General features: G+C 68.5%; 13 protein-coding genes. 3 read left to right on the forward strand and 10 right to left on the reverse strand.

All coding sequences use genetic code 11. The features are described from left to right. Positions 1–161: 161 nt before the first annotated feature. From ACIBTM_RS44850 to ACIBTM_RS44890, 9 genes are all read right to left on the reverse strand, one after another. Positions 162–947 carry a DeoR/GlpR family DNA-binding transcription regulator gene (locus tag ACIBTM_RS44850; RefSeq protein WP_016335505.1) on the reverse strand — a complete coding sequence of 262 codons (786 nt, stop codon included), beginning with the start codon at positions 945–947 and terminating at the stop codon, positions 162–164. Between the two features lie 126 nt (positions 948–1,073). After that, positions 1,074–2,930, reverse strand: coding sequence for a DUF5107 domain-containing protein (locus ACIBTM_RS44855; RefSeq protein WP_395883213.1), 1,857 nt, complete (start codon positions 2,928–2,930; stop codon positions 1,074–1,076). Continuing rightward, positions 2,927–3,994 (reverse strand): ABC transporter ATP-binding protein, encoded by a 1,068-nt coding sequence (locus ACIBTM_RS44860; RefSeq protein ID WP_395883214.1) that lies wholly within the window; start codon positions 3,992–3,994, stop codon positions 2,927–2,929. Before ACIBTM_RS44860 ends, ACIBTM_RS44855 begins: the two co-directional genes overlap by 4 nt. A 6-nt stretch (positions 3,995–4,000) precedes the next feature. Then, positions 4,001–4,930, reverse strand: a complete 930-nt coding sequence (locus tag ACIBTM_RS44865) for a carbohydrate ABC transporter permease (RefSeq protein WP_038511254.1) — start codon at positions 4,928–4,930, stop codon at positions 4,001–4,003. A 10-nt stretch (positions 4,931–4,940) separates the two neighbouring features. Further along, positions 4,941–5,882, reverse strand: coding sequence for a carbohydrate ABC transporter permease (locus ACIBTM_RS44870; protein ID WP_395883215.1), 942 nt, complete (start codon positions 5,880–5,882; stop codon positions 4,941–4,943). Beyond that, complete coding sequence (locus ACIBTM_RS44875) at positions 5,882–7,273, reverse strand: ABC transporter substrate-binding protein (protein ID WP_395883216.1); 1,392 nt, start codon at positions 7,271–7,273, stop codon at positions 5,882–5,884. Before ACIBTM_RS44875 ends, ACIBTM_RS44870 begins: the two co-directional genes overlap by 1 nt. 81 nt (positions 7,274–7,354) lie before the next feature. Next, complete coding sequence (locus tag ACIBTM_RS44880; RefSeq protein ID WP_395883217.1) at positions 7,355–8,236, reverse strand: ketose-bisphosphate aldolase; 882 nt, start codon at positions 8,234–8,236, stop codon at positions 7,355–7,357. Between the two features lie 9 nt (positions 8,237–8,245). Beyond that, positions 8,246–9,136 carry a 1-phosphofructokinase family hexose kinase gene (locus ACIBTM_RS44885; protein WP_395883218.1) on the reverse strand — a complete coding sequence of 297 codons (891 nt, stop codon included), beginning with the start codon at positions 9,134–9,136 and terminating at the stop codon, positions 8,246–8,248. Positions 9,137–9,143: 7 nt separating this feature from the next. Beyond that, positions 9,144–10,025 carry an SIS domain-containing protein gene (locus tag ACIBTM_RS44890; RefSeq protein WP_395883219.1) on the reverse strand — a complete coding sequence of 294 codons (882 nt, stop codon included), beginning with the start codon at positions 10,023–10,025 and terminating at the stop codon, positions 9,144–9,146. Positions 10,026–10,166: 141 nt separating this feature from the next. Here ACIBTM_RS44890 and ACIBTM_RS44895 point away from each other — a divergent pair, with 141 nt between their 5' ends. The 3 genes from ACIBTM_RS44895 (at position 10,167) to ACIBTM_RS44905 (ending at position 12,116) form a co-directional block, all read left to right on the forward strand. Continuing rightward, a complete protein-coding gene (locus ACIBTM_RS44895) occupies positions 10,167–11,015 on the forward strand; it encodes a cobalamin-binding protein (protein ID WP_395883220.1) in 849 nt (282 codons plus the stop codon). Positions 11,016–11,093: 78 nt separating this feature from the next. Beyond that, positions 11,094–11,567, forward strand: coding sequence for a carboxymuconolactone decarboxylase family protein (locus tag ACIBTM_RS44900; RefSeq protein ID WP_395883221.1), 474 nt, complete (start codon positions 11,094–11,096; stop codon positions 11,565–11,567). A 99-nt stretch (positions 11,568–11,666) separates the two neighbouring features. Beyond that, the gene (locus tag ACIBTM_RS44905) at positions 11,667–12,116 is read left to right on the forward strand and encodes a MoaF C-terminal domain-containing protein (protein WP_395883222.1); all 450 of its coding nucleotides are present in this window, start codon (positions 11,667–11,669) and stop codon (positions 12,114–12,116) included. 401 nt (positions 12,117–12,517) lie between these two features. Here ACIBTM_RS44905 and ACIBTM_RS44910 read toward each other — a convergent pair. After that, positions 12,518–13,189 (reverse strand): DUF222 domain-containing protein (locus tag ACIBTM_RS44910; protein WP_395883223.1); only part of this gene is annotated, 672 nt, incomplete at its 5' end.

The raw sequence follows: 13,189 nt of genomic DNA on the forward strand, positions 1-13,189 counted from the left end.
TCGCGCAAAGTCATCCGCCGAAGCGGTGCTGCCGACTTTCGTCGGGTCGTGTGAAGATCCTTATGCGGCAACGGGTGTTCGTGCCCCGGATGTCATGAAAGGGTCGTTCAGGACATCTTTTGTCCTGAACGACCCTTTCATGACATCCGGGAGTGAGCGGGTCAGACCGCCTGGACCTCGACGCCGGCGGCCTCGAACGCCCGCAGCACCTTCGGGTCGGCGTTGGAATCGGTCACCAGGGCGTGCACCTGCGGCGTCGCGCAGATCCGTGCGAACGCGCGACGCCCCAGCTTCGATCCGTCGGCGACCGCGACGACGCGTTCCGCCCGCTCGACCATCAGCCGGTTGATACTCGCTTCACCCTCGTGGTGAGCGAAGGCGCCGGCGTCGGCATCGAACGCGTCGACACCGAGGAACAGCAGGTCGATCGTCAGTTCGCTGAGCACGCGGGTGGCCAGCGGCCCGCTGAGCTCGAACGACTGCGGACGCGCGACACCGCCGGTGACCACGATCTTCACATGCGGCCGCACCGCGAGTTCGTGCGCGATGTTCAGCGCGTTGGTGACCACGGTCAGCCCCGGTGAATCACCGCGTCCGGCCAGGTCGGATCGGGTGGCCAGCGATCGCGCGACCCCGGCCGTCGTCGTCCCGCCGTTGAGGCCGACCACCATGCCCTGCGCGACGAGCGCCGCCGCGGCGACACTGATCCGCTGTTTCTCGGGCACGTGCCGCGCGGTCTTGTAGCGCAACGGCAGATCGTAGGCGAGGTCGTTGGCCACCGCGCCGCCTCGGGTGCGGGTGAGCAATTGCTGCTCCGCCAGGTGATCGAGGTCGCGCCGGATCGTGGCGGCGGAAACGTTCAGCTCCTCCGCCACGTCCTCGACGTCGATCTTCTCCCGCTGCCCCAGCAGGTCCAGCAGGGTGCTCAGCCGTTCGTGCCGGGCCATCGGCGCCACTCCTAGCTCGCTGCGGCCTATCGCGCATACCGGTGCGCTGTTGGCCACTGTTTCGAGCAGTATGCTGCATCGCGGTTGTCCACCGCGAGCGGCACGCCGGTCGAATGGCCCAGCCGGTCACTTCATCCGGAAGTCGTGCTGTTCCGGCAGCGGTTCATCGGAAACCGCCGCCCAGGTGTCGGACAAAGACGTTTCCCCTTCCCTGATGTTCGCGACTTCGAAACCGCTGTCGTACACGGCCTTGGCCCCGGCGACGTCGCCGAGCGCGAGCCGGGTTCGAGCGGTCAGGAGGGCGATCCGCCCTGCCACGGGCAGCCCCTCCAGCAGCACGCTCGCTTCGTCCGGGAGCCCCGCGGCGAGTTGCGCCGCGATGGCCTCGACGACCAGAGGACGCAGCGACGGCGCGAGGGCGACCGCCCGCCGGTACAGCCAGGCGGCCTCGTGCCCGGCCGTGGCGATCGCGAGATTCCGCAGGGCCCAAGGGTTCTCGGCCGCCGACACGGACTCACGCCAGGCGCGGACCGCGTCCGACTGCCGTCCGGCCGCCCAGTGCGCGACGCCGCGGTGGTACCAGGTCAGCCAGTTCTTCGGGGCGTACTCCATGAGATCCGCCCAGTACCGGTTCACCAGCGTCGCCGGGGGAACGGCGAGCGGATCGCCGTCCGGCGGCGTCCCGTCGAGCAACGCGAGCCACGGTTCCTGGTCCGGCCCGAGTGACTCGTCCGGGAACGGCGTGCCCGGAAGACACATGGGAGCGCGCCGGTTCTCCAGCGCACCCCAGCCGGAACCGGTGGCCAGGAAGGATTCCGGGGTGACGTCGGCGATCTTGCGCCAGTCGTCGTGGTACTCGTCCATGGTCTCCGCCGACGGCAGACCGGCGGCGACGGCTTCGCGAGCCGCTGTCCAGTCGTCACCATGCGCCGCGGCCGGATCGGCGGCGACCGGGCCATAGGCCTCCAGCCAGTCCCAGCTCTCCCCCGGCGGCAACCGCAGATGCTCCAGCTGGGTGCGGGCCAGCCCGGCCTGGATCTCCAGATAGCCACCGGCTCCCGGAGCCAGCCACTCCTGCCAGCGCCGTCCGCCGTCGGATTCACCCCACAGGAACAGCTTCCGGCCGCGCAACCGGCCGGTGGACAGCTGAGCCAGCCCCGTCCCGTCCTGCTCGACGGCCGCGACCCACGGTCGCCCGGTCACTTCGAAGAAGTAGTCCGCCGCGGCCTCGGCGCGAGCCGGATAGGTCAGCTCGCCGGGCACGTCGACCAGATCCAGCCGTCCCGAATAGCCGTAGTGCCAGGCCTGCGTCGCGGGCGCCAGCACCCGCGTGCCCTCGTTCCGCGGCACCGCGATATTCGACCACCAGTACACCGGGACGTCGTAGGGATGCGGGTTCCGCACCCGCACCGCCACCAGCAGGTGTTCCGACCCCTCGGGCAGCCAGAAGTCGACCTGGTACGGCAGGTCGCGGGTGCGTTCCCACTCCCACAGCCGCAGCACCGGCGTGCCGTCCGGTCCCTCGATCTCCGCGGCGAACATCGGCTCGCAGGTCAGCGTCGTATGCCCGGTGCTGCCGAGGTTCCACTCGACACCACCGGCGAACCACGCGTCCCGCAGCGCGAGGTTCGCGGGCTGGAACACCGGGTTGCGGTAGAGCAGCTCGCGTCCGGACGGCTTGTGGACCAGCGAATACAGCCGCCCGCCCAGCGACGGCAGCACGGTGGCACGGAGTTTGTCGTTCTCCAGCACCACCGCCGGGAGTTCACGCTCGGTGCGCTCGCGGGTGTAGTCGTCCTGCAGGAGACACGGCAGCGTGGTGTCCAACCGGCCGTAGCCGATGTTCTCCGCCAGGTCCGGCGGCAACTCGTCCACATTGGACACCTTGGCCACCGCCTCGGGTTTCCGGAGCGGCGGCAACGGGTTCTCCGGCCCCAGCTCGGCGGCCGGGAGCACCAGCCCGGTGCGGTACAGGCTGGTCATGCGTCCGGGAGCCGGTCGCCGGTCGCGGCGTCGAACAGGTGCACCGCGCCCGGTTGCGGCGTCAGGGAGATCGGCTCGCCGCGTTGCCACGGGGCCATCCCCGGGGTGCGGACCGTCAGCACGCGGTCGCCGTCACGGCAGTAGAGGTACTGGTCACTACCCAGTTCCTCGACGACCTCGACGATGGCTTCGAAACCGCCGTCACCGATCGTCCAGCCCTCTGGCCGGACACCGACGACGATGCCGGGCCCGGTCAGCGCCGAACGTTGTGCCGGGGTCAGCGGCAGCCGGGTGCCACCGGCGACGGCGCCGTCGCTGTCCACAGTGGTCTCCAGCAGGTTCATCGCGGGCGAGCCGATGAACCCGGCGACGAACACGTTGACCGGCTTGGCGAACAGCCCGACCGGTGTGTCGCATTGCTGCAGGATCCCGTCCTTCAGCACGGCGACCCGGTCCCCCATCGTCATCGCCTCGACCTGGTCGTGCGTGACGTACAGCGTCGTGATGCCCAGCCGCCGCTGCAGCGAGGCGATCTGGGTCCGCGTCTGCACCCGGAGTTTGGCGTCCAGATTGGACAGTGGTTCGTCCATCAGGAACACACTGGGCTCGCGCACGATCGCCCGCCCCATCGCGACGCGCTGCCGCTGACCGCCGGACAGCTTCGCGGGTTTGCGGTCCAGGTACTCGGTCAGGTCGAGCACGGCCGCGGCCTCGCGCACCTTGCGCTCGCGTTCGGTCTTGGGCATCTTGGCCAGCTTCAGGTGGAAGCCGATGTTCTCCCCCACCGTCATATGCGGGTAGAGCGCGTAGTTCTGGAACACCATGGCGATGTCCCGGTCCTTCGGCGGGAGTTCGGTGACGTCGCGGTCGCCGATGTGGATGGAGCCGTCGTCGACGCCTTCCAGCCCGGCGAGCATGCGCAGCGTGGTCGACTTCCCGCAGCCGGACGGGCCGACCAGCACCAGGAACTCGCCGTCGGAGACCTCGAGGTCGAGGCCGTCGACCGCGGGACGGTCCACCCCGGCGTAGAACCGGGTGGTGTCGGAGAAGGTCACGGTGGCCATCAGGTCCTACTTTCCGGCGCCGAGGGTCAGGCCGGTGATGATCCGGCGGGCGAGTACGAGGTAGAGCACGAGCATCGGGAGCACGACGATCGCCACACCGGCGATCAGTCCGCCGTACTCCGACTGGTAGCTCGCGGCCCCGTAGAAGGTGAAGAGCGCGCGCGACAGCGTGAAATGCGCCTGGTCCTTGAGGAACACGATCGCCAGCAGCGTCTCGTTCCACAACCCGATGGCGTTCAGCGTCAGCGCGGTGATCATGCCGCCCCGGGTGAGCGGCAGCATGACCGAGAAGAACGTGCGCATCGGCGACGCGCCGTCGAGCGCGGCCGCCTCCTCCAGTTCGTCCGGCAGCGACCGGAAGAACCCGGTCATCAGGAACACCGTGAACGGGATCGACAGCGCCACGTACAGCACGAACAGGCCGTATTCGTTGTCCAGGTGCACTTTGCTGAGCACCACGAACAGCGGGATGATCACGGTCTGGAACGGCACGCCCATCCCGATCGCGACGACGTTCGTCATCGGCCCGGCCCCGCGGACGCCGAGCCTGGTCAGGGCGTACGCGCAGGGCGCCGAGACGGCGACCGTGACGACCGTCGCGAGCCCGACCAGGACCACGGTGGTCAGCACGGCCTCGCCGAAGCCGGCGTTGTTCCAGGCGTAGATGAAGTTCCGGAACGGCTTGCCGACCTTGAACCACTGGTACGGCAGGTCGAACGGCTTGGTGAAGATCTCCACCGGTGTCTTGAACGACGCCGTGAGCAGCCAGTACAGCACCAGGATGTTGCCTGCGGTGAACAGCCACACGATCGTGGAACCCAGGACGCGCAACGGGCTGAACCGTTTCGACCCGGGTGCCGGACGTGGTTTGCGTGGCGGCTTGCGCACCGGTTTCGCCGCTCGCCGTGCGGGCGCCTCGACGTCGGTGACGGACATTTCGTCTCCCTCAGAACTGGATCGCGTCACGGCGCATCAGCCGGCGGAGCAGGACGACGAGCACGGACACCAGCGCGATCATCGCCACCGCGCAGGCACAGGCGGCGCCGAAGTCCGGGGTGCCGTTCGAGCCGAAGGTCCGGTCGAAGACGTAGATCCCCAGCGTCCACGCCTCGTTGGGCGGGGCGTAGGTGCCCGGACCGGCCAGCACGAACACCAGCTCGAAGATCTTGAGCGCGTTGATCGTCCACAGCACCCCCGCGACGCCGACGACGTCCCAGGTCATCGGCAGCGTGATGTTCTTGAACTTCTGCCACGGCGACGCGCCGCCCAGCTCCGCGTCCTCGTAGAGGTACGGCGGGATGCGGTCGACCGCGGCCATCAGGATGGTGATGTAGAAACCCGAACTGGCCCAGATCAGCGATGCCGTCACCACACCGGTCACATTGGACGGTGCGAGGAACTTCGCCGCGTCCGCGCCGAGGCTTTCCAGTACGTAGTTCGCCAGTCCCTGTTTTCCCGGCTGGTACTTGAAGACGAAGCCGAGGAACATGCCGAGTGCCACCGGCGCCACGATGTTCGGGAAGAACAGGATGGCGCGGACGATCTTGCCGCCCTTCATGTCCCGAAGCACCATGGTGAACAGGAACGCGAGGGCGAACGTGCCGATCCCGCCGAGGAACACGTAGATCAGCGTGTTGCGGAAGGCGTACTGGAACGAGTCGCTCGCCCACATCTGCGTGTAGTTGGTGACGCCGTTGGGTTCCGGCGTGTCCCCCGCCCCGGCCCAGCTGGTGAAGCTCAGCACGACGGTCGCGATCGTCGGCAGGACCAGGAAGGCCAGGTACAGCACCAGCGCCGGCGCGGCGAACGGCCAGAACAGCCGTTTCTTGCGACTCAGGTGCGCCCCGGCCTTCACGGCCCGCGCCGGCGGATTCGTGACCGTCGCCATCAGCCCTGGTTCTTCCAGAACTCGGCGCCCTTGGTGGCGAGCTGGTCCACGAACTGCTGCGGGGTGATCTGCCCCTTCAGCAGCGCGATGTCGGCGGGGTCGAAGACGTCGGTCTGCCATTTGCCGCCGGCGATGCCGTCGATCCCGTCGTACTGCAGGACGTGCTCCTTCTTCGGGTCGTCCAGCGCGGCCTTGACCTGCTTCAGGTCGTCCGGCACGGCGAGGTCCGCGCGCGGCACGAGGTTGTCGGCCACCACGGGGATCCCGGCGAGCAGATCCTTGTTGAGGAAGTAGGCGATGAACGCCTTGGCCGCCTCGGCGTGCTTGGCCTTCTTGGTCACCGAGAACCCGATCGACATCTGCTCGACGGTGTCGTGCGTGGCGCCTTCGGGCATCGGGAACTGGAAGGAACCGTAGTTGATCTTCGTCCCGGCGCCCTGCTTGTCCAGGTACTCGCGGGTCTCGCTCGGCGCCCAGCTGCCGACGTAGAGGAACCGGGAGTCGCCGTCCGCCCAGCGCTGCTGCACCTGCGGGAACTTCGCCGCGTCCCAGCCGTCGATGAAGTACTTGGGCAGCTTCGCGGTCTCGGCGGCGGCCTTGAGGAAACCGGGCTCGGTCTTCCACGCCTGGCCGGTCTTGTCGGTCGCGGCCTTGTACAGCCCGCCCGCGCCGACGTACCGTTCGGCGAGCTGGGTGTAGAAGTACATGTTGTAGAACGGGATGTCACCGTCGAGGCTGATCGCGGCCTTGCCGTCGGACTTCGCCTTGTCGAACAGGCCGATCAGCTCGTCCATCGTCTTCGGCTGCTGGATGTCGCCGGCCGTGTCCTTGTTGAACCACCAGGCACTCGACTGGATCGTGTACGGGACCATGAAGTTGTGGCCCTCGCGGTCCTTGTTCTGCGGGAAGTCGTACGAGCTGGGCGAAAGCACGTCCTTGACGGTCTTGTCGCCCTCGCCGACCTTCATCGCGAACACGTCGTCGACGCTCTGCGTGCCGCCCGGCGTCATGACCGCCGCGCCGACCTTGCTGACGTCCTGGTCGAACAGATCCGGCACGGCGTCGGTGTTCAGCGCGGGCACCAGGTTCTGGGTGTAGGCCTTACGGCCCAGCCACTGCACGTTGACCTTGACGCCGGTCTTCTCCTGGAAGCATTTGAAGGCCTTCTGGAGGACCTTGCCCTGCGGCTCGTCGGCCGTCCACATGGACCAGTACGTGAATTCCTTGTCCGTCGCGGGTTTCACCCCCGCCTCCGGACAGGGCGCGTTGAGGAACTGATCGACGCCCGGGAGCGCGTTCTCGCCGGTGCCACCGGCCGTGTCCCCGCCGCCGCATCCCGCGAGCAGGAGCGCCGCCCCTGCCGTCAATGCCGTGAGCCTGCCTACCCGCATCCGCCACCACCTGGATCGAAGATCACACAAGTTCTGCTTGTTGTTGCGCAGTTTTGTGAGGTTTCACGCACATGTCAACACTCAATCGCGCAAAGTCTGCTCAATCGTCACCTTGACCGGTTCAACTTGATCAAGCTTGAGCACTCCCAGCAGCCGCCGCACCTCGACGGCGACCGCGGCCCGCCCGGCACCGAGGTATTTCCGAGGGTCGACGCGCTCCGGATGCGCGCGCCAATCCTCCGCCGCGGCCGCGGTGAACACCTTGTTGAGCTGGGTGGCGATATTGATCTTCGTCATCCCCGCTCGCACGGCCTCGGCCAGCCCGTCGTCGGGCACGCCGGACGACCCGTGCAGCACCAGCGGCACCGGCACCCGTTCCCGAAGCCGCGCGATCAGCTCGAAGTCCAGCGCGGCGTCACGGGTGAGCATGGCGTGCGAACTGCCCACCGCCACCGCCAGCGCGTCGATCCCGGTGGACGCGACGAACTCCGCCGCCTCGTCGGGATCGGTGCGCGCGCCGGGCGCGTGGACACCGTCCTTGCCCCCGACCTCGCCGAGTTCGGCCTCCACCCACACGCCGTGGTCATGGCAGTACGCGGCGACTTCCCGCGTGGCACACACGTTGTCGGTGTAGTCCAGTTTGGACGCGTCGAACATGACTGAGCCGAAGCCGAGCGCGACCGCCTCGCGGACCAGCTCGACCGATTCCGCGTGGTCGAGATGCACCGCGACCGGTGTGGCGGCCCCTCTGGCCGCCGCGAGGGCCGCGGTGCCGACCGGCGCCAGCGAGCCGTGGTACTTCACGGCGTTCTGGCTCAGCTGCACGATCACCGGCGCTTCCGCCGCGGCGGCGCCGTCGATGATCGCGGTGATGTGTTCGAGCTGGATCGCGTTGAACGCGCCGCAGCCGCGCCGGGCCGCGACAGCGGCTCCGACGATCTCCCCGGTTCCCACCAGAGGCATGACAGACTCCTAATCCGGGCGGGCGCGCACGGCGACCAGCCCCTGTTCGGCTCGGTAGTGCGCGAGGTCGACGTCCCCGGCGAGCGGGCCGAGCACGGCCGCCCCGGACAACGCGACGGCGCGGCGCAGGATGTCCTGCCAGGATTCGGCGCGGCTCAGCCCCAGCGCCAGCGCGGCGACGACGGCGTCACCGGCGCCGGTGGTGTTGCCACTGAGCACAGTGGACGGTGCCGCGTGCCAGGTGCCGGAGCCGGTCACCGCCAGGAGTCCTTCGGCACCCAGCGAGACGACGACGGCGCCGGCCCCGGCTTTGCGCAGTTCGGCCGCGGCGGCCACCGGATCCCGCAGGCCGGTGACCTCGCGCAGTTCGTCGGCGTTCGGTTTGACGACGGACGGTTTCCCGGCCAGTCCGGCGAGCAGCGCCTCGCCGGAAGTGTCCAAGATGGACAGTTTGGCGTCGAGCAGCCCGGCATATCCCCCGGCTCCGGGAGGAAGGCTGCCCGAGCAGACGAGCACGTCCGGTTCGCGGGCCCGGACGGCGGTCGCAAACGTTTGCCACTCGTCCTCGGTGAGCCGTGGCCCTGGCTCGTTCAGCAGCGTGACCGATCCGTCGTCCGCGAGAACCGTGATGGTGCGCCGGGTTTCACCGCCGATCGGAACGGCGGACGCCGGGATGCCCGCCGCCGCGAGATCGCCCACGACCGCGGAACCCGTCGTGCCACCCGCCGTGAAGATCGCGCGGACGTCGGCGCCGAGCGCGTGCAGCACACGGGCGACGTTGACCCCCTTGCCACCCGCCCGGTGCCGCGCCTCCCTCACCCGGTGCACGTCACCGGCCCGCAGACCGTCCACTGTGTACGTTACGTCCAGCGCGGTGTTCGGCGTGACGGTGACGATCATGACGATCTCAGGTCAGGACGACGGAACGAGTGAGGCTGCGGGGGTTGTCCGGGTCGAGGCCCTTGCGGGCGGCGATGGCCCCGGCGACGCGCTGCGCGCGGACCAGGTCCGCCAGCGGGTCCAGACCGCTCTCGACGAACAGGCCGCCCGCGCGGGCGACGTCGTCGGCCAGCCCCTCCGGCGCCTGCCCGAACATCCAGGTCACGCGGCCGGGTTCACTGATGCTGATCGGCCCGTGCCGGTAATCCCATGCCGGATACGACTCCGTCCACAGCAGGCATGCCTCGCGGAACTTGAGCGCGGCCTCGTTCGCGATACCGACGGACCAGCCGGTGCCGAGGAAGCTGAACTGCCCGGCGCCGACGAGTTCGTCGGGCAGCGGTTCGGCGAGCACGCGTTCGGCCTGGTCGGCGACCGCGGTCAGATCCTCGCCGAGATGTGCGCGCAGCATCGCCAGCGCCGTCGTGGCGAATCGGGTCTGCACGACCGAGCGTTCGTCGACGACGGACAGATCGACGATCGTGTCCGCGGCGGCCTCGATCTCGCGGGGCACGCCGGTGATCGCGATGGTCGGCGTCCTGCCCCGCAGCTTCGCCAGCAGGGCGTGGACCTCGGTCGTGGTACCCGACCTGGTCAGCGCCACGACGTGGTCGTAGCCGCGGCCCTCCGGGAACTCCGACGCGGCGAAGGCGTCGGTCTCGCCGAGCCCGGCGGACTCGCGAAGGACGGCGTACGCCTGACCGATGAACCACGACGTGCCGCAGCCGACGATCGCGACCCGCGCGCCCGGCGGCGGCAGCAGCTCACTGTTCGCCGAGGCCAGCGCCGCCGCGTCCCGCCAGCGACCGGGCTGGCTCGCGATCTCCGCCGCCATGAAGGTCCCGCTCATGAACTCCCCATCTGTGCCAGTTGTGCGCAATAGCTGTCACGTTAGGTGCAGTTTTGTGCAACGTCAATGCTCTGTTAGCGCACTTTCACGCATTTGGCCCGCGCGGATTTGCAGGATGGCCTGGTCACCTACCGTGGACGGATGCGGATCGTCTCGCTGCTCCCCGCCGCGACCGACTTCGTCGCGGCCCTCGGGCTCCTGCCGTCGCTGACCGGCCGGACCCATGAATGCGACTGGCCACCCGGCGCGCTCGACGACGTCCCGGTGGTCACGAGCAGCGCGATCGACCACGACGTGCTGTCGAGCCGGGAGATCTCGGCGGCCGTCGGCGGCGAGCACCGCGGCTCGGGCCTGTACTCCCTCGATACCGTCCTGCTCGCGGCGGCCGAACCCGACGTCGTCCTCACCCAGGATCTCTGCGACGTCTGCGCGGTCTCCTACCGCCAGGTCTCCGAGACCGTGCGCGCGATGGACGGCGACACCCGGGTGGTCAGCCTCGAACCGCGGACGCTCGACGGCATCTTCACCTGCCTTCGCACACTCGGCGAAGTATTGGGCGTTCCCGAACGCGCGGCCGCCGAGACTCGTCGTCTTCAGGACCGCTTGGAGGCGGTCCGTGCCCGCGTCGCGGGACGGCCACGTCCGCGAGTGGCGGCCATCGAATGGCTGGACCCGCTCTGGCCCGCCGGGCACTGGGTCCCGGAGCAGATCGACGCCGCCGGCGGGATCCCGCTGCTCGCCGCCGCGGGCGAACACACCCGCCCGATCACGTGGGACGCCGTCGTCGAGGCGCGGCCCGACGTACTGCTGCTCATGCCCTGCGGCTTCCCGCCCGAACGGACCGAAGCGGAGCTGCCGCTGCTCACCGGGCTACCCGGATGGGAGGACATCCCGGCCGTGCACATCGTGGACGGCCCGGCCTACTTCAACCGGCCGGGGCCCCGCGTCGTGGACGGCGCCGAGATCCTCGCCGGACTCCTGTATGGGTGACCGGCGTCACTCCCCGGACTGTCACAACCTCTCCGTCCGGATCGTCAGGTATGCAGAAACCGACGGAGAGGAAAGATCATGGAACCGCGCGTCAACCTGTTCGAGAACGAAGTCATCGTCAAGTACGTCAAGCGTCTCGGCGCCGCGAGCCGCCCGATCGAGGAGTCCTCGCTGCCGCACGCGACCCAGGAGCTGGTGAAGCTGCGCGCCAGCCAGATCAACGGCTGTGGCTTCTGCACCGACATGCACAGCAAGGACGCCGCGCACGCCGGTGAGACCTCCGTGCGGCTCAACCTGGTCGCCGCCTGGCGGGAGGCGAAGGTGTTCACCGAGGCCGAGCGCGCCGCCTTGGCGCTCACCGAAGAGGGCACCCGTATCGCGGACGCGCACCACGGCGTCAGCGACGAGACCTGGGAGCAGGTGCGGAAGCACTACGACGACGAGCAGATCGGCGCCCTGATCGCGCTGGTCGCGACGATCAACGCGTACAACCGGCTCAACGTCATCGCCCAGACCCCGGCGGGTGACTACCAGCCCGGCATGTTCGGCTGATCCTCGCGTTCATCGACAACAGGATCGCTTCGCCGGACAACGATCGAGGTGCGACGGGCTGCTAAACCTGCGGATACCAGCGATCCGGAGGTTCAGCCCGTGCAACTCGATGTCCGCTTCTTCCCCGTGACCGGGACCCATCGGCTCACCACCGACCTCGTCGGGCTGCGCGCGAACTTCCACTACGGCTCGGGGAACGTGCTGGAGCAGCACTACGCGGACAAGACGACGATGATCTGGACCGGTGTCTCCGGCGACTTCGCCGGTGTCCGGCAGAAAGAGGCGACGCTGCGCGTCTTCGAAACCGGCCCGGCGCAGTACTTCGTCACCTGGTACGAAACCGGGACCGTCGCGACGGCCGCGCACGGCGAGGTCTTCGACGGCGGCTACCCCATCGCGGTGATGGCCGACTTCGGGCGCCTGGTCGCGACCGCCGCCTACACGAATCCGCGTGAAGATGGCGGCCAGTATTTCCTGGTCGACCAGGCGACGATCGAGATCCTGGAACGCCCGCACGGATGGCCTTCCTTTCCCGAACCGCGATCGTGAGCGGCTCGTAGCACGAAATCCGGAGACGAGTCGGCCTAAGTTCTGAGGTGCATGGTGTTCCTCCTTGGCGTGCCGGTGGGGTCGAGGTAGGCGGGTGGGGTGAATTCGGGGAGTCCGTCTTGGGTGGTGTGGACTTTTCGTCTGTGGGCAGGGGTGGTCTCGGCCGGGGGTTCTCGCGGCCGGTTGTGGGTTCGGTTCCGAGGATCAACGGGGTCGGCCTAAGTTCTGAGGTGCATGGTGTTCCGCCTCGGGGTCCCGGTCGGATCGAGGTAAGCGGGCGGGGTGAATTCCGGGAGCCCGTCCTGGGCGATCTGGACTTTTCGTCTGTGGGCAGGGGTGGTCTCGGCCGGGAGTTCTCGCGGCCGGTTGTGGGTTCGGTTCCGAGGATCAACGGGGTCGGCCTATGTCCTGAGGTGCATGGTGTTCCGCCTCAGAGTCCCGGTCGGATCGAGGTAAGCGGGCGGGGTGAATTCCGGGAGCCCGTCTCGGGCGATCTGGACTTTCCATTCACTGCGGTGAATCAGCCGGTGATGCTTCGTGCAAAGCAGCACGAGGTTGTCGATTTTCGTTTCGCCGTGGTGTCGCCAGAACACAATGTGGTGGGCGGTGCAGCGGGGCACTGGCATGTCGCAGCCCGGGAACGCGCAGCCGCCGTCACGAATGGTGAGCGCATATTTCTGGGCCAGGGACACAGTGCGTTTGGAGCGGCCGATGTCCAACGGTTCGCCCGCGGTGCCGAGGACACCGGGGCGGACGCGGGCGTCGCAGGCGAGGATCCTCGCGTCGGTCGCGCTGATCGGCCCGACCAAGTCCAGGTGGGCTTCACCGATGTCCCGGATCAGATCGTCGTAGGACATGGTGACCAGGATGTGCGTGGCTTCCCCGGCTTGGCCGGGAAGATTCCGGCTGGTGGTCTTCAACCGCACGTAGTCGGTGAAGGCATCCCCGTAGCGTTCGTCCTGGGTCCGGGAGTCCCGCACCCCGTCGATGGCCTTGTGCGGCTTGGCCATCGGATCCAAATCCGACTTCAACCGGGCGTAGGTTTCCAGGTCGAGTCGTGCTTTGAGGCCCAA

It is taken from the genome of Amycolatopsis sp. NPDC049868, from assembly GCF_044461365.1.
Taxonomy (GTDB): Bacteria; Actinomycetota; Actinomycetes; order Mycobacteriales; family Pseudonocardiaceae; genus Amycolatopsis.